The 19494-nt window shown below is 72.4% G+C and carries 21 protein-coding genes; 6 read left to right on the top strand and 15 right to left on the bottom strand.

What is annotated here, in order from left to right:
- The first annotated feature begins 167 nt into the window (after positions 1-167).
- Complete coding sequence (locus tag ACLQ3B_RS20380) at positions 168-425, top strand: WhiB family transcriptional regulator (protein WP_088950012.1); 258 nt, start codon at positions 168-170, stop codon at positions 423-425.
- Positions 426-510: 85 nt separating this feature from the next.
- Here the strand turns inward: ACLQ3B_RS20380 and ACLQ3B_RS20375 are convergent, their stop codons facing one another.
- The 5 genes from ACLQ3B_RS20375 to ACLQ3B_RS20355 all read right to left on the bottom strand — a co-directional run bounded on the left by ACLQ3B_RS20375 (position 511) and on the right by ACLQ3B_RS20355 (position 5128).
- Positions 511-1314: a sirohydrochlorin chelatase gene (locus tag ACLQ3B_RS20375; protein WP_425782294.1), complete on the bottom strand. Its 804-nt coding sequence runs from the start codon at positions 1312-1314 to the stop codon at positions 511-513.
- Positions 1296-2057 (bottom strand): phosphoadenylyl-sulfate reductase, encoded by a 762-nt coding sequence (locus ACLQ3B_RS20370; RefSeq protein WP_425782293.1) that lies wholly within the window; start codon positions 2055-2057, stop codon positions 1296-1298. The genes ACLQ3B_RS20375 and ACLQ3B_RS20370 overlap by 19 nt, the downstream gene beginning before the upstream one ends.
- Complete coding sequence (locus ACLQ3B_RS20365) at positions 2054-2215, bottom strand: IS1 family transposase (protein WP_124776219.1); 162 nt, start codon at positions 2213-2215, stop codon at positions 2054-2056. Before ACLQ3B_RS20365 ends, ACLQ3B_RS20370 begins: the two co-directional genes overlap by 4 nt.
- Positions 2212-3924, bottom strand: a complete 1713-nt coding sequence (locus tag ACLQ3B_RS20360; RefSeq protein ID WP_425782292.1) for a nitrite/sulfite reductase — start codon at positions 3922-3924, stop codon at positions 2212-2214. The genes ACLQ3B_RS20365 and ACLQ3B_RS20360 overlap by 4 nt, the downstream gene beginning before the upstream one ends.
- Positions 3925-4216: 292 nt before the next feature.
- Positions 4217-5128, bottom strand: a complete 912-nt coding sequence (locus ACLQ3B_RS20355; protein WP_425782291.1) for a helix-turn-helix domain-containing protein — start codon at positions 5126-5128, stop codon at positions 4217-4219.
- Positions 5129-5190: 62 nt separating this feature from the next.
- Here ACLQ3B_RS20355 and ACLQ3B_RS20350 point away from each other — a divergent pair, with 62 nt between their 5' ends.
- Both ACLQ3B_RS20350 and ACLQ3B_RS20345 read left to right on the top strand, forming a co-directional pair.
- On the top strand, positions 5191-6216 hold the full coding sequence (locus ACLQ3B_RS20350) for an aldo/keto reductase family protein (protein WP_425782290.1): 1026 nt from the start codon (positions 5191-5193) through the stop codon (positions 6214-6216).
- 36 nt (positions 6217-6252) lie between these two features.
- Positions 6253-7761, top strand: coding sequence for a glycosyltransferase family 39 protein (locus ACLQ3B_RS20345; protein ID WP_425782289.1), 1509 nt, complete (start codon positions 6253-6255; stop codon positions 7759-7761).
- A gap of 166 nt (positions 7762-7927) precedes the next feature.
- On the opposite strand, the gene ACLQ3B_RS20340 is transcribed toward ACLQ3B_RS20345, so the two are convergent.
- Both ACLQ3B_RS20340 and ACLQ3B_RS20335 read right to left on the bottom strand, forming a co-directional pair.
- Positions 7928-9520 (bottom strand): histidine kinase N-terminal domain-containing protein, encoded by a 1593-nt coding sequence (locus ACLQ3B_RS20340; RefSeq protein WP_425782288.1) that lies wholly within the window; start codon positions 9518-9520, stop codon positions 7928-7930.
- Between the two features lie 25 nt (positions 9521-9545).
- Positions 9546-10577 carry an SIS domain-containing protein gene (locus ACLQ3B_RS20335; protein ID WP_425782287.1) on the bottom strand — a complete coding sequence of 344 codons (1032 nt, stop codon included), beginning with the start codon at positions 10575-10577 and terminating at the stop codon, positions 9546-9548.
- A 190-nt stretch (positions 10578-10767) separates the two neighbouring features.
- Between ACLQ3B_RS20335 and ACLQ3B_RS20330 the strand changes: the two genes are divergently transcribed.
- Entirely contained in the window at positions 10768-12609 is a 1842-nt protein-coding gene (locus ACLQ3B_RS20330; RefSeq protein ID WP_425782286.1) for a tetratricopeptide repeat protein, read from the top strand.
- A 34-nt stretch (positions 12610-12643) separates the two neighbouring features.
- Here ACLQ3B_RS20330 and ACLQ3B_RS20325 read toward each other — a convergent pair whose 3' ends face one another.
- Positions 12644-14233 carry an MDR family MFS transporter gene (locus ACLQ3B_RS20325; protein ID WP_425782285.1) on the bottom strand — a complete coding sequence of 530 codons (1590 nt, stop codon included), beginning with the start codon at positions 14231-14233 and terminating at the stop codon, positions 12644-12646.
- A gap of 111 nt (positions 14234-14344) precedes the next feature.
- Here ACLQ3B_RS20325 and ACLQ3B_RS20320 point away from each other — a divergent pair, with 111 nt between their 5' ends.
- Positions 14345-14923 (top strand): TetR/AcrR family transcriptional regulator, encoded by a 579-nt coding sequence (locus ACLQ3B_RS20320; RefSeq protein ID WP_425782284.1) that lies wholly within the window; start codon positions 14345-14347, stop codon positions 14921-14923.
- 41 nt (positions 14924-14964) lie between these two features.
- On the opposite strand, the gene ACLQ3B_RS20315 is transcribed toward ACLQ3B_RS20320, so the two are convergent.
- Complete coding sequence (locus tag ACLQ3B_RS20315) at positions 14965-15474, bottom strand: GNAT family N-acetyltransferase (RefSeq protein WP_425782283.1); 510 nt, start codon at positions 15472-15474, stop codon at positions 14965-14967.
- The gene (locus tag ACLQ3B_RS20310) at positions 15471-15692 is read right to left on the bottom strand and encodes a biotin/lipoyl-binding carrier protein (protein ID WP_196930429.1); all 222 of its coding nucleotides are present in this window, start codon (positions 15690-15692) and stop codon (positions 15471-15473) included. The genes ACLQ3B_RS20315 and ACLQ3B_RS20310 overlap by 4 nt, the downstream gene beginning before the upstream one ends.
- Positions 15693-15913: 221 nt before the next feature.
- On the opposite strand from ACLQ3B_RS20310, the gene ACLQ3B_RS20305 reads away from it, so the two are divergent.
- Positions 15914-15988 (top strand): 50S ribosomal protein bL37, encoded by a 75-nt coding sequence (locus ACLQ3B_RS20305; protein ID WP_369814844.1) that lies wholly within the window; start codon positions 15914-15916, stop codon positions 15986-15988.
- A gap of 112 nt (positions 15989-16100) precedes the next feature.
- Here the strand turns inward: ACLQ3B_RS20305 and rsrA are convergent, their stop codons facing one another.
- From rsrA to ACLQ3B_RS20280, 5 genes are all read right to left on the bottom strand, one after another.
- The gene (rsrA, locus tag ACLQ3B_RS20300) at positions 16101-16388 is read right to left on the bottom strand and encodes a mycothiol system anti-sigma-R factor (RefSeq protein WP_124818863.1); all 288 of its coding nucleotides are present in this window, start codon (positions 16386-16388) and stop codon (positions 16101-16103) included.
- A gap of 1 nt (position 16389) precedes the next feature.
- Positions 16390-17217: a sigma-70 family RNA polymerase sigma factor gene (locus ACLQ3B_RS20295; RefSeq protein WP_124818865.1), complete on the bottom strand. Its 828-nt coding sequence runs from the start codon at positions 17215-17217 to the stop codon at positions 16390-16392.
- A 235-nt stretch (positions 17218-17452) separates the two neighbouring features.
- The gene (locus ACLQ3B_RS20290; protein WP_425782282.1) at positions 17453-18070 is read right to left on the bottom strand and encodes an alpha/beta family hydrolase; all 618 of its coding nucleotides are present in this window, start codon (positions 18068-18070) and stop codon (positions 17453-17455) included.
- A gap of 51 nt (positions 18071-18121) precedes the next feature.
- Positions 18122-18514, bottom strand: a complete 393-nt coding sequence (locus ACLQ3B_RS20285) for a WhiB family transcriptional regulator (RefSeq protein ID WP_425782281.1) — start codon at positions 18512-18514, stop codon at positions 18122-18124.
- Between the two features lie 194 nt (positions 18515-18708).
- A complete protein-coding gene (locus ACLQ3B_RS20280; RefSeq protein ID WP_425782280.1) occupies positions 18709-19419 on the bottom strand; it encodes an SOS response-associated peptidase in 711 nt (236 codons plus the stop codon).
- Between the last annotated feature and the right edge of the window lie 75 nt (positions 19420-19494).

Genomic DNA, 19494 nt, shown 5'->3' with positions numbered 1-19494 from the left:
TATGCTCGTCAGGTTGAGCTGTTCCAGCAGGTCCCCGGCGCTGAACGCCTGCTCACGCACTGCCGAATGGACGAACGCTAACTGTCACCTCGGCACTGCGGATGCATATAGGAAAAGCACGACAAGCAATTGTTCGCCACCCATCCAGAATGAGGAGTGTTGCCGCCATGGACTGGCGTCACCATAGTGTCTGCCGCGACGAGGACCCGGAGCTGTTCTTCCCGATCGGGACGTCTGGACCGGCTCTCCTGCAGGTCGAGCAGGCCAAGGCCGTCTGCAGGCGCTGCTCCGTGACCGACCAGTGCCTGCAGTGGGCACTCGAGTCTGGTCAGGACGCCGGCGTCTGGGGCGGAATGAGCGAGGAGGAGCGGCGCGCTGTCAAGCGGCGCGGCGGTCTCCGGGTGCTGCGCGCTCACTCCGCCTGATCCCCAACGACACGCTGTACGCCCCGGTGGGTTCGCCCGCCGGGGCGTTCCGCTGTCCGGCACCGGATCACCGGGCCGGCACGGGTCACCCCGTCGACGCCAGCACCGGCCGGTCGTCGACCCGACGCAGCACCAACTCGACCAACTCCGGTGCGTCGGTCAACGGCGCGGCGACCGCCACCGCGCCGGCCGCCCGGGCCGCCTCGGCCACCGCGTCGTGGAACAGCCCCGGTGCCAGGAAGTACGCGGACACCGCGACCCGGCGCGCGCCGGACGCCCGCAGCCGGGACACCGCCACGCCGGCAGCCGGTGGAGCCGCCGACGCGTACGCCACCCGGCAGGGCACCCCGAACTCCACGCCGAGCGCATCGGCGACCCGGCCCACCGAACGGCGCGCCCGCGCGTCCCGGGTGCCCGCCGCGGCCAACACCAACGCGTCGAAGCGGCCCGGACGTGTCTCACCCAGTCGACGGCACAGCCCGGCCAGCAGCCCCGGATCGGGCGTGTCGTCGGCCGGGCCGAGCACATCGGTGACCCGTACCGTCAGCGGTGGCCCGGACTGCGTCGCCGCGGCGACCGCCGCCGGAATGTCCACCCGGTTGTGGTACGCGGCGGTCAGCAGCAGCGGCACCAGCACCGCCCGGCGGTGACCGGCCACGGCCAGGTCACGCAGCACCTCGGTCGGCCCCGGCTCGGTGTGGTCCAGCCAACTCGCCCACACCTGTGTGCCCGGCCGGGCCGCCGACACCGCCCGAGCCAGCGCCCGGGTGGCATCGGCCGCTCGCGGATCACGACTGCCGTGCGCGACCAACACCACCGGCTCCGCCCCGCCGGCCACACCCGGGCCGGTCAGGGTCGTCGCCGACGAGGTCAGACGTGCAGCCCGCACTCGGTCTTCTCGAACATGGCCCACCGACCGGCCCGCGCGTCCTCGCCGGCCTTCGTACGGCGGGTGCACGGCCAGCAGCCGATCGACCCGTAACCCTGCTTGAACAGTTCGTTGACCGGCACGTTGAAGCGGGCGATGTAGGAGTCAACATCCTTCTGCGACCAGGCCGCGATCGGGTTGACCTTGACCTTGCCGCGCCGCGCGTCGAAGGTCACCACCGGCGTGTTGGCCCGGCTCGGCGACTCGTCCCGACGCAGACCGGCGGCCCAGGCGTCGTACCCGGTCAGCGCCCGCTCCAGCGGCTCCACCTTGCGCAGCTGGCAGCAGTCGTCCGGTGACTTGTTGAACAGCCGGGGGCCGTACTGACCGTCCTGCTGGCCGACGGTCAGTCGGGGCCGGATCGACCGGACGTTCACCGGCAGCGTCCGGGCGACCTCGTCGCGCACCCGCAGCGTCTCGGGGAAGTGCAGGCCGGTGTCGAGGAAGACCACGTCCACCCCGGGGGCCACCCGGGACACCAGGTGCGCCAGCACGGCGTCGGCCATCGAGCTGGTGACGCAGAACCGGTCACCGAAGGTCTGCGCCGCCCAGCGGGCGATCTCCAGCGCCGGGGCGCCCTCCAGGTCCCGAGCGGCCTGCTCGGCCAGGGCTCGCAGCTCGTCCGGGCCGCGTCGGGCCGGGTCGGCCGGCGTCGAGCCGCCCGGGCCGACCAGGCGAAGGCTCGCGGCCGAGACGAGACTCATGAGGTCACCGTCCGGCTGAGCAGCCCGGTGAACTTCACCGAGAAGACCCGGGTGCAGGCGTGGCACTCCCAGGCGCCGTGCCCCGCCTCGTGCGGCCGTAGGTCCTCCTCGCCGCAGTACGGGCAGTACAGGGGTGCCGCTCGGTTCTCGCTGCTCACCGCAGTTCCTCCTCGTCGACTCTGATCACCCAATTGGCGAACGTCTCGCCCTCGCTCCGACCGGCCAGGTAGCGACGGGCCAGCCGTTCCACGTACTCCGGAAGCTCCTCGGCGGTGGTCTTCAGGCCGCGCAGCTTGCGGCCGAAACCGGCGGTCTGCCCCTGGGCCATGCCCAGCCCGCCGCCCAGGTGCACCTGGAAACCCTCGACCTGCCGGCCGTCCGGACCGACCACCAGTTGACCCTTGAGCCCGATGTCGGCCACCTGCGTGCGCGCGCACGCGTTCGGGCAGCCGTTGATGTGGATCGAGATGTCCGCGTCGAAGTCGCGCAGCCGCTGCTCCAGCCGGGCCACCAACTCCTCGCCGCGGGCCTTGGTCTCGACGATCGCCAACTTGCAGTACTCGATGCCGGTGCACGCCATCGTGCCGCGCCGCCACGCGGACGGCCGGGCCTCCAGACCGATCCCGCGCAGCGCGTCGACAAGCGACTCCGTCCGGTCCGACGGCACGTCGAGCACCAGCAGCTTCTGGTACGGGGTGAGCCGCACCCGGTCGCTGCCGTGCGCCTCGACCACGTCGGCCAGCTGGCTGAGCTGCGCGCCGGAGACCCGCCCGACCACCGGGGCGGCGCCCACGTAGTGCCGCCCGTCGGCCTGCTCGTGCACACCCACGTGGTCGACCGGCTTCGACGGCAGGACCGGCGGCGGGCCGTCGAGCAGCGTACGGCCGAGGTAGTCCTTCTCCAGGACCTCGCGGAAGCGCTCCACGCCCCAGTCGGCCACCAGGAACTTCAACCGGGCCCGGTTGCGCAGTCGGCGGTAGCCGTAGTCGCGGAAGATGCCGACCACCCCGGCCCACACGTCCGGCACCTCGGCCAGCGGAACCCAGACGCCGAGCCGCTTGGCGAGCATCGGGTTGGTGGAGAGACCGCCACCGACCCAGACGTCGAAGCCGGGCCCGTGCTCGGGGTGGTCGACACCGAGGAGGGCGATGTCGTTCGACTCGTACGGGGTGTCGACCAGCCAGGAGATCGACGTCTTGAACTTGCGGGGCAGGTTGGAGAACTGCTTGTCGCCGACGTACCGGGAGACGATCTCGTCGATCGCCGGGGTCGGGTCGAGCAGCTCGTCGCGGGCCACGCCGGCGACCGGGCTGCCCAGCACGATTCGCGGGCAGTCGCCGCACGCCTCGGTGGTCTGCAGGCCGACCGACTCCAGCCGACGCCAGATCTCCGGCATGTCCTCGACCCGGATCCAGTGGTACTGGATGTTCTGCCGGTCGGTGATGTCGGCGGTGTCCCGCGCGAACTCCCGGGAGATGTCCGCGATCACCCGCAGCTGGGCCAGGCTGAGCTGGCCGCCGTCGATGCGAACCCGGAGCATGAAGAACTCGTCCTCCAGCTCGTGCGGCTCCAGCACGGCGGTGCGCCCACCGTCGATGCCCGCCTTGCGCTGGGTGTACAGGCCCCACCAGCGGAACCGGCCCCGCAGGTCCTGCGGGTCGATGGAGGCGAAGCCGCGGTGCGCGTAGATGTTCTCGATGCGGGCCCGGACGTTGAGCGGGTCGTCGTCCTTCTTGATCCGCTCGTTGGGGTTGAGCGGCTCACGGTGGCCGAGCGCCCACTGACCCTCACCCCGTGGCCGGCGCGGCGCTCGGGTCGGGCGAGCCGTCGGGTCCTCGGAACGGGCCGGGATGCTGCTGACCGCCATCGCGGCGTCCTCCGTTGTCTGCTGTGCCTCGGGTTACGCGGGGCGCGGCGGCCGGCCCGGCGAAGCGGGCGGGACAACGGTGTCTTCAGACAGCCGGCGCGGAGCGCGCCCGAGACAGATTGGTCGGGCGTCGTCAGTAGGCCGGACAGATCGCGCTGCGCACGCGGCCGTAATCAACGTGGCGACGTGCCACGAAGCGGCGGACGACTGCGGCGGTCATGGGCCCATGCTGCCACACCCCGAGGGGGCCGGCCAATGTCCACGTGCTGGATCCCACATCACGGGCCGAGGGTCAGTCGACCAGCTGGTCACCAAGGACAGTTCGGGCATAACGCACCACCCGCCCCTGCCGTACGCCCGCGATCAGGCCGTTGTCCCGCAGCGTGGTGAGGTGGTGCGACGCCGTCGCCGGCGCGAGACCCAGCAGCGCGGCCAACTCACCGGTGCTCAGCGGCGAGTCGAGCAGGGAGAGCGCCGCCGCCCGCGTACCGCCGAGCAGGGCGCCCAGCGCGGCGCTGGGCGGCGGTGAATCCCACAGCCCACCCAACCCGGTGGGCGGATAGCAGAGGGCGGGCCCGGCATCGCCCTCCATGATCGCGTGCACCGTCGGCCCGGCGAACGAGGTGGGCAGCATCGTCCACGGGCGTCCGTCCAGGCCGGCCGGCCGGGTCGTGCCGACGGCGACCCGCAGCGCCGCGCCGTCCCAGCGGATCGACGGGTGCAACTCGCGGAGCAGGGTGCGCCCGCCCTGCTCGGCGGCGAGCAGCGTGCGCCGCCGGATGTCCGCCAACGCGAGCGCCCGCAGCCGGGGCCAGTCCGGTGCGATCAGCAGGGTGAAGTACCTGTGCAACTGCGCGACCAGCTCGTCAGGCGTCAGCCGGGGTGCTCCGGCCCGGTCCAGTTGCCGCCGCACCCGGGACGGGTCGGTGCCGGCGACCGCCCGCAGCTCGGCCGCCAGGTTCGGTGCCACCCCGATCGGGGTGAGGAAATCCGGCACGTAGCCGTTGGACGACCTGAGCACCGCCAACAGCGGTTCCAGGCCGGCCTCCGGCAGCAGCCGCTCCGCGCGCTCCCGCCACGGACGGTGCATCCAGTACTTCGCCGGCTTGCGCAGCGCCCAGGAACTGGCCACCAGCTCGGCCAGGGGCGAGTGCACGAACCGGACCCGGCTGAGGTCGTCGGGTGAGAACCGAACCTCGATCACCCACGGATTCGACCACGTTCGAACGGTTCGGCGACAGCACGGAGCGGCCCGAGGATCCCCACATGGAGTACAGACAACTGGGCCGGTCGGGCCTGCGCGTCAGCGCGGTCGCGTACGGCAACTGGGTGACCCACGGCAACCAACTCGACGACGACGCGGCGGCCGCGTGCGTGGCCGCCGCCCTGGACGCGGGCATCACCACCTTCGACACCGCCGACCGGTACGCCCAGGGGCGGGCCGAGGAGGCGTTGGGCAAGGCGCTGAGTGGTGTCCGGCGCAGCTCGATCGAGCTGTGCACGAAGGTGTGCCTGCCGGTCGGGCCCGGAGCCAACGACGCCGGGCTGTCCCGCAAGCACATCATCGAGGGCTGTCACGCCTCGCTGAACCGGCTGGGCACCGACTACGTCGACCTCTATCAGGCGCACCGGTACGACGACAGCGTGCCGCTGGAGGAGACGATGCTCGCCTTCGCCGACCTGGTCCGCCAGGGCAAGGTGCTCTACGTCGGCGCCTCGGAGTGGACCGCCCCGCAGCTGCGCGCGGGCCTGCGGCTCGCCGCCGAGCTGCACATCCCGTTCATCGCCAACCAGCCGCAGTACTCGATGTTGTGGCGGGTGGTGGAGGCCGAGGTGTCGCCCGCCTGCGCCGATCTCGGCCTGGGCCAGCTCGCCTGGGCGCCACTGGCCATGGGCGTGCTGACCGGCCGGTATGAACCCGGCCGACGTCCGCCCGCCGGCTCCCGGGCCACCGACGGCTTCGGTGGCTCGTTCATCGCCCGCTACTCCTCGGACGCGCTGCTCTCCCGGGTACGCCGGCTCCGACCGATCGCCGACGCGGCCGGCTGCACGATGGCCCAGTTGGCGGTGGCGTGGGTGCTGCGCCGCCCGACGGTGGCGAGCGCGATCGTCGGCGCCTCACGGCCCGAGCAGCTGGCCGAGACGGCCACGGCCGCCACGGTACGGCTCGACGACGAGCTGATCGACCGGATCGACGACGTGCTGGACGAGCTTGTGGAACGTGATCCGGCGAAGACCGCCCGACCGAACGACGTGATGCCGGCCTGGCGCCCACCGCCTACCGCCGGCTGACGCCCACGACGGAGGTGGCCGTGGCAGGCTCGGACCGTGGGGCAATTGTCCGAGAGGTCGGCCGGGGCGGCGTGGGAACGCCTGCGCCGCCTGCCGGTCTGGCTCGCCCCGGCGCTGGTGACCCTGGCGGTGACCCTGACCGGGCTGGGCTCCGCCCAACTCTGGCGCGACGAGCTGGCGACGTGGAGCGCGGCCACCCGGTCGCCCGGCGACCTGGCCCGGCTGGCCGGCACCATCGACGCCGCCACCGGGCCGTACTACCTGCTGATGCACGTCTGGACGACAGTCGTCGGCGACTCCACGATCGCCCTGCGCGTACCGGCGGTGTTGGCGATGACAGTGGCCGCCGGGCTGCTCGCCGTGCTCGGCGCGCGGCTCGTCGACAGGCGCGGCGGCCTCCTCGCCGGGCTGCTGTTCGCGGTGCTCCCCGGCACCTCCCGCTACGGGCAGGAGGCTCGCCCGTACGCGCTGGCCACCATGCTCGCGGTGCTCGCCACCCTGCTGCTGGTGATCGCGCTGCGTCGACCGAGCTGGGCCCGTTGGGCCGGCTACGCCGCCGCCGTCGCCGCTCTCGGGCTCATCCACCTGATCGCGCTCACAGTGCTCACCGCCCACGCGCTGGTCGTCCTCATCGCCTGGTGGCGCGGCCCGACCGCGGCCGGCATCGCCGCTCCCGCGCACCTCGACGCCGAGCGGGACCGGCGGGTGTGGCGGTGGCTGGTCGCCGTGGTGCCGGTCGCGCTGCTGGCCGGTCCGCTGCTGGTCAAGGCCCGGACCCAGCAGTCCCGGCAGTTGAACTGGGTCCACCTGGCCCGGCTGGACGACCTGAGCGCGCTGCCCGGCGGCGTCGCCCAGAGCAGTGTGGTGGGTGGCCTGCTGGTCGGGGTCGCCGCGCTGGGCGCCGCCCGGCTCGGGCGGCGGGCCCTGCTGCCGGTGAGCGCGGTGCTGCTGCCCGTACTGCTGCTCTTCGCCGCCGGCACGGTCGTACCACTGTGGGTGCCCCGGTACCTGGTCTTCGTGGTGCCCTTCGCGTGCCTGCTGGCGGGTGCGGCGTTGGCCGCCGTGGCCGCGCCGGCCGCGCTCGTCGTGGTGGTCCTGGCCGGGTTGCTCGGCCTACCCGACCAGACCGCGCTGCGACGGACCCACGAGTGGCCGCGCAGCGCGCCGGTGGACTACGCCGGGGCGGCACGGGTGATCGCCGACGGTCAACGACCGGGTGACGGGGTGGTCTACTCGCCCCGGCACAGCTGGCTCTTCCTCGACCTCGGCATCGAGTACCACCTCGGCGACCCACCACGCGACGTGCTGGTCACCGAGGACGAGGTGCGCCGCGGCGACCTGTGGGCCGCCGAGTGCCCCCGGCCGGCACCGTGCCTGGCCGGTACGACACGGGTGTGGCTCGTCGTCTCCGGCCGGCACGCCGAGCCGCTGGCCGCCGTGCCGGACGCCAAGGGCGACGCGCTCCGCGCGGACTTCACCGTCACGCAGGTCTGGCAGCGCCCCGGCCTGACCGTGGCCCTGCTGACCAGCCGTGCCGGGCGCTGACCGGTCCGTCCATGGGCAGGCCGGCGGTCCGCGCACCTCGTTGAGCGTGATGCCGGTGAGTCATCAAGATGACCCACCGGCATCACGCTCATCCAGACATCCGCTCCCCGACGCGGACCCGCCCGAGCGGGAGGCGGAAGCCGGGCGGCGGGCGGCGGGCGGCGGCTCAGGCCTGCGAGCGGCCGTCGTGGGTGTTGCGGGCCAGCGGGACGACAAGCATGGCCTCGGTGCCACCGTTGGCGCCGGCACGTAGTTCGATGGTGCCGCGCAGCTCACCGGTGATCAGGGCCCGGACGATCTGGAGGCCGAGCCGGCTGCCGCGTTCGGCGTCGAAGTCCGGGGGTAGGCCGCGCCCGTTGTCGGTCACCGAGACGTGCAGCATCTTGCGGAATCGGTGCGCCGAGACCACCACCTCGGGTCGCAGCGACGGGTCGACCTCGGGAACGGCGACCGGCACCATGCCGGAGGCGGCGGGTACGGGGGGCTCCTCGGCCTCGTCGGCCGGCGGGAAGCCGTGCTCGACGGCGTTGAGCAGCAACTCGTTGAGGACCATCACCAGCGAGGTGGCGATCTCCGCCGGCAGTACGCCGAAGCTGCCCCGCCGCCGCATGCCGACGCTCACCTCGGTCGCCGCGACCTCGGTCGCCGCGCTGGCCACCCGGTCGACGATGCCGTCGAACTCCACCGCCTCGTCGCTGGACATCGAGAGCGTCTCGTGCACCAGGGCGATCGAGGCGACCCGCCGGACCGATTCCTCCAGCGCGACACGGGCTTCCGGCATCGCCACCCGGCGGGCCTGCAACCGCAGCAGCGCGGCGACCGTCTGGAGATTGTTCTTCACCCGATGGTGGATCTCCCGGATCGTGGCGTCCTTGGTGATCAGCGCCCGGTCCCGGCGACGGACCTCGGTGATGTCCCGGACCAGCACCAGCGCGCCGATCGGCACCCCTGCCGGCATCAGCGGTAGCGCCCGGGTGAGCATCGTGGCACCTCGTGCGTCGATCTCCCGGCGGGGCGGCGCCTCACCGCGCAGCGCGGCCAGGATGCCGTTGGAGGCCTCGGTGCCGTCCAGCGGGTCACCGGCCAGCCGGCGGTGCAGCGCGGCCAGGTCCTCCCCCACCAGGTGGGAGGCGTAACCCAGTCGGCGGTACGCGGACTGCGCGTTCGGGCTGGCGTAGGTGACCTTGCCGCCGGCATCGAGCCGGACCAGGCCGTCGCCGACCCGGGGCGCCGAGGTGGTCTCGCCCGGGTGCCTCGGCGGCGGGAAGGTTCCGTCCGCGATCATCTGCGCCAGGTCGTCGGCGGTGGTGAGGTAGTTGAGTTCCAGCTGGCTGGGCGTACGGGCGGTGGAGAGGTTGGTGTCCCGCCCCACCACGGCGATCACCTCGCCGGCCTCCCCCTCGGCGGTACGCAGCCGGACCGGGATCGCCTCGTGTCGGGCCGGCACGTCGCCATACCAGACCGGGTCGCCCTCGCGCCAGATCCGGCCCTGGGAGTACGCCACCCCCAGGTGGGCCACCTCCGACCCGCCGACGATCCGACCCACCTGGTCGTCCTGGTAGGCGGTCGGCGCGGTGGTCGGGCGGACCTGGGCGACGCAGAGGAACGTGCCGTCGGCGTCGACCGGCACCCAGAGCAGCAGGTCAGCGAAGGACAGATCGGAGAGCAGTTGCCAGTCGCCCGCGATCCGGTGCAGGTGGTCGATGTCGGCCGGACGGAGATGGGTGTGCTCCTCGGCGAGGTCGCGCAGCGTGGACACGGTGACCAGGGTGCCACGCCGCGCCTCACATCGTCGCGGTGACCTTCTTCAACCCGCGCGGCGCGTCCGGGTCCTCGCCTCGGGTGAGCGCCAGGGCCAGCGCCAGGCGCTGCATCGGCAGGATGTCCAGCAGCGGGGCGTACCGCTCGTCGACCTCGGGAACGGCCAGTCGGGTGGCGCCCGGCACGTCGGCGGAGCCGACCACCACGACGTCGGCGCGGCGTTCACCGAGGCGGGGCAGCACCTCGCCCATCGAACGGCCACCGGGACCGGAGCCGACCACGGCGAGCACCGGCACCTCCGGGTCGGTCATCGCGAGCGGGCCGTGCAGCAGGTCGGCGCCGGAGAAGGCGAGCGCCGGCAGGTACGAGGTCTCCATCAGCTTCAGCGCGGCCTCCCGGGCGGTCGGGTAGGCGTACCCCCGGCCGGTGGTGACCAGCTGGCGGGCGAACCGGTAGCGCGGGGCGAGCTGGGCCGGGGTGCCGTCGGCCAGGGTGCGGGCGGCCAGCTCGGGCAGTGCGTCGAGCGCTTCCCGTTCGCCCTTCGGGAGCACGCCGTCGCCGGCCCGAATCCCCTCCACGAGCATCAACAGGGCGAGCAACTCGGCGGTGTACGTCTTGGTGGCGGCCACCGCCCGCTCGTGCCCGGCGGCGATGTCGACGCTCAGCTCGGCCACGTCGACAAGCGGCGAGTCGGGGGCGTTGGTCACCGCGAGGGTCAGCGCCCCGGACGCTCGGGCGGCGCGCAGCACCTCGGCCAGGTCGGGCGAGCCACCGCTCTGGCTGACTCCGACGACCAGCGCGTCGGACAGGTCGGGGCGGGCCCCGAACAGGGTGACGACGCTGGGCGAGGCGAGCCCGGCGGGCAGACCGAGCCGGATCTCGGTCAGGTAGGCCCCGTAGAGGGCCGCGTGATCGGAGGTGCCCCGCGCGGTGAAGACCACGTGTCGGGGCCGACGTTCGGCGATGACCGCCGCCACCCGGGCGATCTCGGCGGCGTTGGCGGCGGAGAGCAGGCGCGCGTAGCCAGTCGGCTGCTCGTCGATGTCGGCGGCCATCCCAGCCCCTGCACGTGTCACGGAAACCCCTCCCCCTGCGCGGTTGCCGCGCGATTCTTGCTCAGTCTTGCACTTTTGAGCGTATCTCAGCAATCGAACGAGCAGAAATGCGCAGGTGATCACCAGTTGATCTCAATGTCAACTAGGCTTTACCCGCTGCACCCGGTCTAGCCCGCGACGAGAGGACGACGTGCCCGAGGGAACGGACGACCCCGCGCTCTCCGTGACGGAGGAGCTGGCGCTGGCCCGGCTGGCACTCGACGAGGGTGACCTGCACCACGCCGCCGGCCACCTGGCCGGCGCGTTGGCACGGGCTCCCACCCTCCCGGAGGTGCACGAGACACTGGCCCGGCTCGCCGCGACGAGCGGCGGCGGCCTCGACCTCTTTCCGATCAACCACCACACCTTCGTCGGTGCGGTGGTCGCCCGCGCCCACCTCCTCGCCACCGCGGGCCGCCCCGCCGAGGGGCTGGAGCTGCTGGCCGCGGCGACGACGTACGCGCCCGGCACCGAGTGGGCCGGCGTGCCCTGGGTCACCGCGCCCGAGCTGGCCGCACGACTGGACCCGGAGCACGTCGCCCGCGTCCTCATGCAGGTGTGCGCCGCGCTGCCCGACCCGGTGCCGCGGCTCGGCCGGGCCCCGCTGACCCCGTACCTCACGCTCGCCCGCAACGCGGCCACCGTGCACCCCGAACACGGCCTGCTGCTGGGCGCGGCGTCCGCGCTGGCCCGCCGCCTCGGCGAGAACGAGCTGGCGGTCCGCTGGGCCACCCGAGGGGTACGCGCACAGCCCTCGAAGATGGGCGAGGTGTGGCTCGGGTACGCGTACCGCAGCTCGGGCCGGACCCGCGACGGCCTCGCGGCCCTCGGTCGGGCCGTCGAGCTGGACCCCGACGACCTGGCGATCTACGCGGACATCGCCGGCACCCTGGCCGAGATCGGCCGATTGGACGAGGCCCTGGAGTGGACCGAGCGGGCGCTGGCGCGCGATCCGTCGTTCGACTGCGCGGTGCACACCGCCCACCGGCTGCGGCACCTGCGCGACGGTGACCTCGCCCACCTGGTCGCGCTCGCCGACTTCGTGCGGGACCACCCGGACGACAGCCACGAGCACGGCGACCTGGCCCAGTGCTGCCGAGGCCGCCCCTGGCTCGGCCAACTCACCCCGGCCGGCGGGCCTCTGGTCGACGCGATGCGCCAGGCGGTCGCCGATGACGACAACGGTCTCGGCGGTGCGGTACGCCTACCCGCCGCCGCCCCGCCGAGCGCGGTCGGAACGGCGATCTCCACGGCCCCCGGGCTGCGGATCGAGGTCGTCGGCGCGCCGGAGCCCGACCCGCGCGAGCCCCGACGGGCGACAGCTGCGCGGTTGTGGCACTACGCGGACGTCGTCCCCACGCCCGCGCTGGCGGCGCCCTCGGCGACAGCTGTCGAACGGATCGGGCAGATCGCCCACCCGGCGTGGGCACACCCACCGGCGGCGTACGACGCGGCGGTGGGCCTGGCCGGCCTCGACCTGGACGACCTGCTCGGCCTGCTGGTGCATCCGCCCGCGGCGCCGGCCAACGCGGTGGGTCGACTGCTGGCCGCCCACGATCCGTCGGTCTGGGTTCGCGGTGTGCAGGTGTGGGCCTGTCTGGGGCTGCTGCACCACCGCACCGACGAGCCGTGGGAGGGCTCGACCCGCCGCCGGGTGCTTCTCGATCTGATCTGGGGCGTGGAGGACTGGGTCACCGAGGCGGCGCTGTTCGCCCTGGTCACCGCCGCCTGGGTGGACCCGTCGGTGCGGTCGGACGTGGCTCGGGTGGTGGCGGAGCGGCTGGCCGACGCGGCGGCCGTGGCGCGGAGCCGGCCGGTCCCGATCGCCGCTTCGCTGGCCCATCTGGCACTCGCCGCCCCGCAGGTGGACCCGGCGACGGCGGCACTGGCCACCGAACTGCTGGGCACTCGATCCTCCCGGCTCCCCCGCCCCCGCAACCCCCTGCGCCGTCTCTGGCAACGGCTGAGCAGGGGCGCGCCGCGCCGACCGTGAGGGTCGACGCGGCGCGTTGGGGTTCGGGGTCGGGTCAGGCGACCGGAGCTGCCTTGCCGAGGGCGACCTCGGCCTCCTCCTCCGGGGTGGCCTGCGGCGGCGCCTCGTTCGCGGTGCGCAGCGGGATCTCCTTGATGAACCAGGCGAGCACCGGGATCACGATGGTGAACAGCACCGCCCAGAGGAAGACGTGCGAGATCGCGTCGGCGAGACCTCCGAGCACCAACTCGCGTGCCTGGGCGGGCAGTTCCTTGAGCTTCTCCAGATCCATCCCGGAGCCGCCGGACTCGCCACCGAAGGCCCGGCCGCCCTCGGAGCTGGCCAGCCGGTTGGCGAAGATCGCGCCGAACAGCGAGATGCCGAACGAGCCACCGATCGACCGGAAGAAGGTGGCCGCGCCGCTGGCCGCGCCGAGGTCCTTCTGCTCCACGCTGTTCTGCGCGATGAGCATCGACGTCTGCATGAGGAAGCCCATGCCGACGCCGAGCACGATCATGTACAGCGAGGACATCAGCTTGCTGGTGTCGGTGTCGAGCATGGACAGCAGCGCCATGCCCCCCGTCATCGCCACGCCACCGATGATCGGGTACGCCCGGTACTTGCCGTTGCGGGTGATCGCCCGGCCGATGACCAGCGAGACGACAAGCATGCCGAACATCAGGGGCAGCAGCAGCAGACCACTGTTGGTCGCCGACGCACCCTGCACGGTCTGCTGGTAGAGCGGCAGGAAGTTCATCGCGCCGAACATCGCGAAGCCGAGCAGGAAGCCGATCACCGAGATCAGCGCGAAGTTGCGGTTGGCGAACAGCGACAGCGGCAGGATCGGCTCCTGGACACGGCGTTCCACCATCCCGAACACCACCAACGCGAGCACGGCCAACACGGCCAGGCCGATGATCTGCGGCGACGTCCAGTCGTACTCGTTGCCACCCCAGGTGGTGATGAGCACGATCGCGGTGATGCCGACCGAGAGCAGCCCGGCGCCGAGCCAGTCGATCCGGTGCTCGGTGCGGTACTTCGGCAGGTGCATGGTGGTGATCAGCACGAGCAGCGCGACACCGCCCAGCGGCAGGTTCACGTAGAACGCCCAGCGCCAGGAGAGGTGGTCGGTGATGAAGCCACCGGCCAGCGGGCCGGCGACCATGGCGATGGCCATGATGCCGGCGATCATGCCCTGGTAGCGCCCGCGCTCGCGGGGCGGGACCAGGTCACCGATGATGGCCATCACGCCGACCATGAGGCCGCCGGCGCCGAGGCCCTGCACGGCCCGGAAGGCGATGAGTTGGACCATGCCGTCCTCGGGGCCACCGAGCATCCCGGAGCCGGCCATACCGCAGAGGGCGGAGCCGACCAGGAAGACGACGACGGAGGTCAGGAAGACCGACTTGCGGCCGTAGAGGTCACCGAGCTTGCCCCAGATCGGAGTGGAGACGGTGGTGCCCAGCACGTACGCGGTAACCACCCAGGTGAAGTGGTTGAGCCCGCCGAACTCGCCGACGATCCGCGGTAGCGCGGTGCTGACGATCATGTTGTCGAGCATCGCGAGCATCATCGCGATCATCAGGCCGAACAGCACCACCCGTATGTTGTTGGGTCGCGTGCCGGCCTGCGTTGCCTGAGTCATGGGTAAGCTCCCCCCGAGGATTGCCGCACTTACTTGCCGCCCGGCTAGTCACCTTACTAGCCGCACGGTAAGTTGGGTACGAGCAACGGTCAAGCCATTTGGGGGGCGTGGGTGAGCGAGAGCACAGGCGGCGGAACGCGGGAACGGATCAAGGCCGTCGCGCTCGAACTCTTCACCGAGCAGGGGTACGAGAAGACCTCGCTCCGGGAAATCGCCGAGCGCCTCAACGTCACCAAGGCTGCTCTCTACTACCACTTCAAGAGCAAGGACGACATCGTCGCCAGCTTCGTCGAGGACCGGCTGGAGGGGATGGACGCGCTGATCGCCTGGGCCGCCACCCAGCCCGCCACCCTGGACACCCGGCGCGAGCTGATCTCCCGGTACGCCGACACGATGTTCGACGGCACCCAGCCGTCGGTGATGCGCTTCTTCGAGCAGAACCAGACCGCGCTCAAGAGCCTCTCCTCCGGCCAGAAGATGCGCGGTCGGATGTTGGAGCTGGCCGACGCGCTCTGCCGGGGCGACGACTCCCCCGCCGCCCAACTGCGCGCCGCGCTGTCAATCTTCGCCGTGCACACCAGCTGGTTCGCGGTCCGCGCGCCGCACATCAGCGACGACGAACGCCGCAAACTCGCCCTGGAGGTGGCCGACGAGCTGCTGGCCGCCATCGGCACGCAGCCCGACGCCTGACCCGGCCTGATCGCCACGGCCCAGGCGCTTCGGCCGGCGGCTCAGCCGCGCGTCAGCTCCAGCCGCAGGCCGAGCAGGTCCACGCCCGGCGCCGGAGACCAGTCCTTCTCCGGCGAACGGACGAACCCGCGCCGCGCGTAGAGCCGGTGCGCCGGATCGGCCATCCCGGCCCGCACGCAGATCACCACCGCCGTGCAACCCAAGTCGGTCGCACGGTCGACACACGCCTCGACCAACGTGGCGCCGACACCCCGCCCCTGAGCGCCCGGGTCGACGGCGAGCATCCGGAACTCCGCCTCGCCCGGCCCGGACAACTCGGCGAACCGGGTGCCCGGCAGCACGAACGTGACCGAGCCGAGCACCGCCCCGGTCACCTCGTCGACCGCGACCAGCACCTCGCCGCTGGTGGCCCGGGTCGCCACATCGGCCAACACCTCGCCGTACCCGTGTTCGCCCTTGAGCTGGCCGTCCGCCTCGTACGCGGCCACTGTCAACCGGGCCACCGCCGGGAAGTCGGCCGGCTCCGCCGGGCGGACCCGCAACCCGGTCAAGCGATCACCGCGATCAGGTCACCGTCCTGCACGACATCGCCCTCGTTGACGACGAGCTGCTGGAGCACACCATCGGACTCGGCGACGACCGGGATCTCCATCTTCATCGACTCGAGGATCACCAGGGTGTCACCCTCGGCCACCGTGTCACCGGCCGTGGCGACGACCTTCCAGACGTTGGCCACCATCTCGGCGCGGATCTCCTCGGCCATGTCCAGGCCCTCCCTCTTCGCGACGTGCCTGCCGCTGTATCCAATCATGGGTCGACCGGCGGTGGGCGCGCAGCGGCACAGCCGGGATGACAGGCCCGCCCTGGGGAAGGCGGCGGGTGCCGACCGCACTACCATCAGCGGGTCGGACCCGACGCCGGACCGCCGGTGGCCGCATCGGCGCCGAGGTCGTGCGCAGGACGGATCCGACCCATCACGAGGAGGTCAGCATGGCGAAGAAGTCCCGGAAGAAGAAGGCTCGTAAGAAGAGCGCCGCGAACCACGGCAAGCGTCCCAACTCCTGAACGGGTCGACGGGCCGGCTGCCCGTCGCCGCTCAGCCGGCCGAGGCCGGGTACACCTGTGGCCCGGGTCGACATCGACCCGGGCCACCGGTCTTGCCAGCTTGTGCCGACGCTCAGTCGGCCAGCTCACGAGAGTCGCTGGTCTCGAAGACCACCAGCTCGGTGAGCTTGATCCGCAGCCGCTCGCGCAGCTGGTCCGGCGCGGTCTCGTTGCCACAGCAACGAGCCACCAACGCCCGCACCTCCTGCTCCAGCCCGTACTCGCGCAGGCAGGGCCCGCACTCGTCCAGGTGGTGCCGGATCAGCGAGCGGCGCTCGTCGGCGCACTCCAGATCCAGGTAGAGATACACCTCCGCGAGCACTTCGCGGCAGTCCGTCTCGTGCGGCTCCCCACAGCTCACGTCACACCTCCCGGCCGGCAGCGGCGGCGGTCGAGCCCTTCGCCGAGCGAGCAGCGCTGAAGCCCCGCTCCCCCGCGTAGCGCTCGAGCAGCTTGCGCAGATTACGACGGCCCCGGTGCAGACGCGACATCACGGTGCCGATGGGCGTGCCCATGATGTCCGCGACCTCCTTGTAGGAGAAGCCCTCGACGTCGGTGAGGTAGACGGCCAGACGGAACTCCTCCGGCAACTGCTGGAGGGCTTCCTTGACGTCACTGTCCGGCAGCCGGTCCAGTGCCTCCGTCTCGGCGGAGCGCAACCCGCTGGAGGTGTGCGACTCGGCCTCGGCGAGCTGCCAGTCGGTGATCTCCTCGGTGGGCGCCTGAATCGGCTGGCGCTGCCGCTTGCGGTAGGAGTTGATGTAGGTGTTGGTCAGGATCCGGTAGAGCCAGGCCTTCAGGTTCGTGCCCTGCTCGAACTGGTGGAAGGCCGCGTACGCCTTCAGGTAGGTCTCCTGGACCAGGTCCTCGGCATCCGCCGGGTTACGCGTCATCCGCAGCCCAGCAGCGTAGAGCTGATCGACGAATGGCATCGCGTCCCGCTCGAACCGGGCCCTGCGCTCGTCCGTCTTCTCGGTGGTCAACCGCACATCCCCTCGCGTCGGATGCTTTCCCGCCGAGGATACGCGCACGGCCCTGCCCGCAGATTCACTTCCGGCCGGTGTGCCCGTGCTCACCGCACCCACCCCGCCCGGTCCCGCCGTCGCGGGCCACTCCGGGCCATCCAGCAGCCGCTTCAGCTGCCGGGCGTCCCGTTCGTCCCGTTCCAGGCTTCGTGTCTCGGTTGGCACCGGTCACCCCCCTCACAGAAAAGTCGTCCGGGGGTAGTAACGCGAGATGACCACTGAGGCATTCCGGCCAGCCCTCCCGTTCCTGGCCCCGGCCCCGACGGCGGCCGGCGCTGGGACCAGGAAGGGCCTGGGAGGACTGGTGTCACCGGCCCCGATCGGGCCGGCGGCACCATCGGATGCAACGACCCGTGCCCGGCGCCGGAAACGGTCGCCCCGGCGAGCCGGCCGCGGCTGGTCAGCCGGCCGCCCAGCCCTGGGCGTACAGCCAGTCGCGCACGGCGGCGGCGGTGCCGGCCGGATCCCGGCGCAGATCGTGCGTCTCACCGGGACGGCTCACCACTCGCACGGTCGGCCCCGGCTCCGGCGTCCCGAACGGGTCCCGGTCACCGTTGACGACAAACGTCGGCAGGCCGGTGTCCAGTTCGGCGGCGCGAGAGCGCTCCGGCCGGCCGGGCGGGTGCAGCGGGAAGGCCAACGCGACCACACCCACAGCGCCCACCGCACGAGCCGTCCGGCAGGCCACGCGGGCGCCACTGGAACGCCCACCGACCACCACCGTCGGCACGTCGGCGTGCCGGTCACGCAGCACGGCGAGCACCGCCACCCAGGCCTCGTCGAGGTGACCTGCCGGTGCCGGCGCACGTCGACCGGCGACCCGGTAGGGCTGGGTCACCCGGACCACCGCCAGGCCGGCAGCGACCGACGCGTCCCGGACCGCGAGCAGGTCGGGCGCGTCGACGCTGCCACCCGCGCCGTGCCCGAGGACGAGCAGGGCGGTGGCCGGGCGGACCGGCAGGTCGGTGTCGATCCGCGCCGGACCGCGCGGGGTGTCGATCTCGTTGCTGGGTGGCACCGGCCCATTCTGCGCCGCCGGACGGGCGACGGGTGTGAACCGGGCCGCCGATCAGCTCAGCGGGACCAGGGCGAGCAGCCGATCGCGGACCGGCGGGCCGGCGTCGTCGATGGCGTCCGGGTCGGGGTCGACCTCGCCACGCCAGGCGACGAGCATCGCCCGTCGTTCCCGCGGCGTGGTGCCGCCCCACACACCGTGGCAGTCGCCGACGTCGAGGGCCCAGGCCAGGCAGGACCCCTGCACGTCACAACTGCGGCACAGCGCGACGGCGGCGTCCGCCGGCTCGTTCGGTGCCGGAAAGAAAGTCTCCGGATCGACGCTCTGGCAGGTGCCCCTGGTGCGCCACGCGTCGTCCTGTCGCCGTTCCCGCACTGCCCGCAGCAGTCGCGGATCTCGCCGCGCCGCCGCCACCTCGTGCGTGCGCGGCATACGTGCCCGTGTCATCCGCCCACCTCCCCCGTGGGACCGGCAAGAACTGTGGACGTCGTCCGCCCCGTGCGAATCGACGACCACTACCGGCGCTGTGTTCTATCGCACTTCGCAACACCGGGACAAGTGTCTGCCGGGAACATGACTGAACAGTCAGGAGACGAATCGCGCGGAACCCTGGCAAATCGGCGGCCGACGATGCGGCGGTGTCAGAACAGGGTCAGCTCCTGCGGCGTCGCCGTCGACGCCACCGCCACCCGGGCGGTCAGATACGGCCCGTCGTTGCGAACGTCTCCCACCGCCGCACCCACCGGACGGATCTCCAACCCGGCCAACTGCTCCGCCGACGCCGCAGTGAGCAGCCGCCCCGGCTCGTCGGTCGGCGCGAGCCACGACGACCACCGCTCGGGCGGCAGCAGCACCGGCATCCGGTCGTGCACCTCGGCCAGGTCGCCGAGCGCCGCGGTGGTCAGCACGCTGAAGGTGAGCCGGGTCTCGGCGTCGGACCCCCAGACCGACCAGATGCCGGCCAACGCGAGCACCGAGCCGTCCCGAGGAGTCATGAAGTACGCCTGTCGGCCGCCGTCGGGCAGGCGGACCCACTCGTACCAGCCGTCGGCGGGGACCAGGCAGCGACGCCGGGAGAAGGAGCTGGCGTACGCCCGACTGGTGGCCACCGTCTCCGCCCGCGCGTTGATCATGCGGGCAGCGCCGGAGGCGGACCGGGACCAGTGCGGCAGCAGACCCCAGCGGCCGACACAGAGGCTGCGATGCCCCTCCGGGGTGACCCGGACCAGCGGCACCGGGTCGGTCGGCGCGACGTTGTGATCAGCCCGAACCAGGCCGTCGGAGTCGTCGGAGGACTCGAACAGCGCGCTCAGCTCGCCGGAGCTCCGGGTCGTCGCGTACCTGCCGCACATGGGGCACACGCTAACGCGTCGGAGGCCCCGTCGGCTGTCCCGCCAACCGGGAGTACGAACGCCGGGCGCCGCCGC

This window comes from Micromonospora sp. DT53, assembly GCF_049841535.1.
GTDB lineage: Bacteria > Actinomycetota > Actinomycetes > Mycobacteriales > Micromonosporaceae > Micromonospora.
The sequence above is the reverse complement of the archived record's forward strand: the minus strand, read 5'-3'. Positions and strand labels throughout refer to the sequence as shown.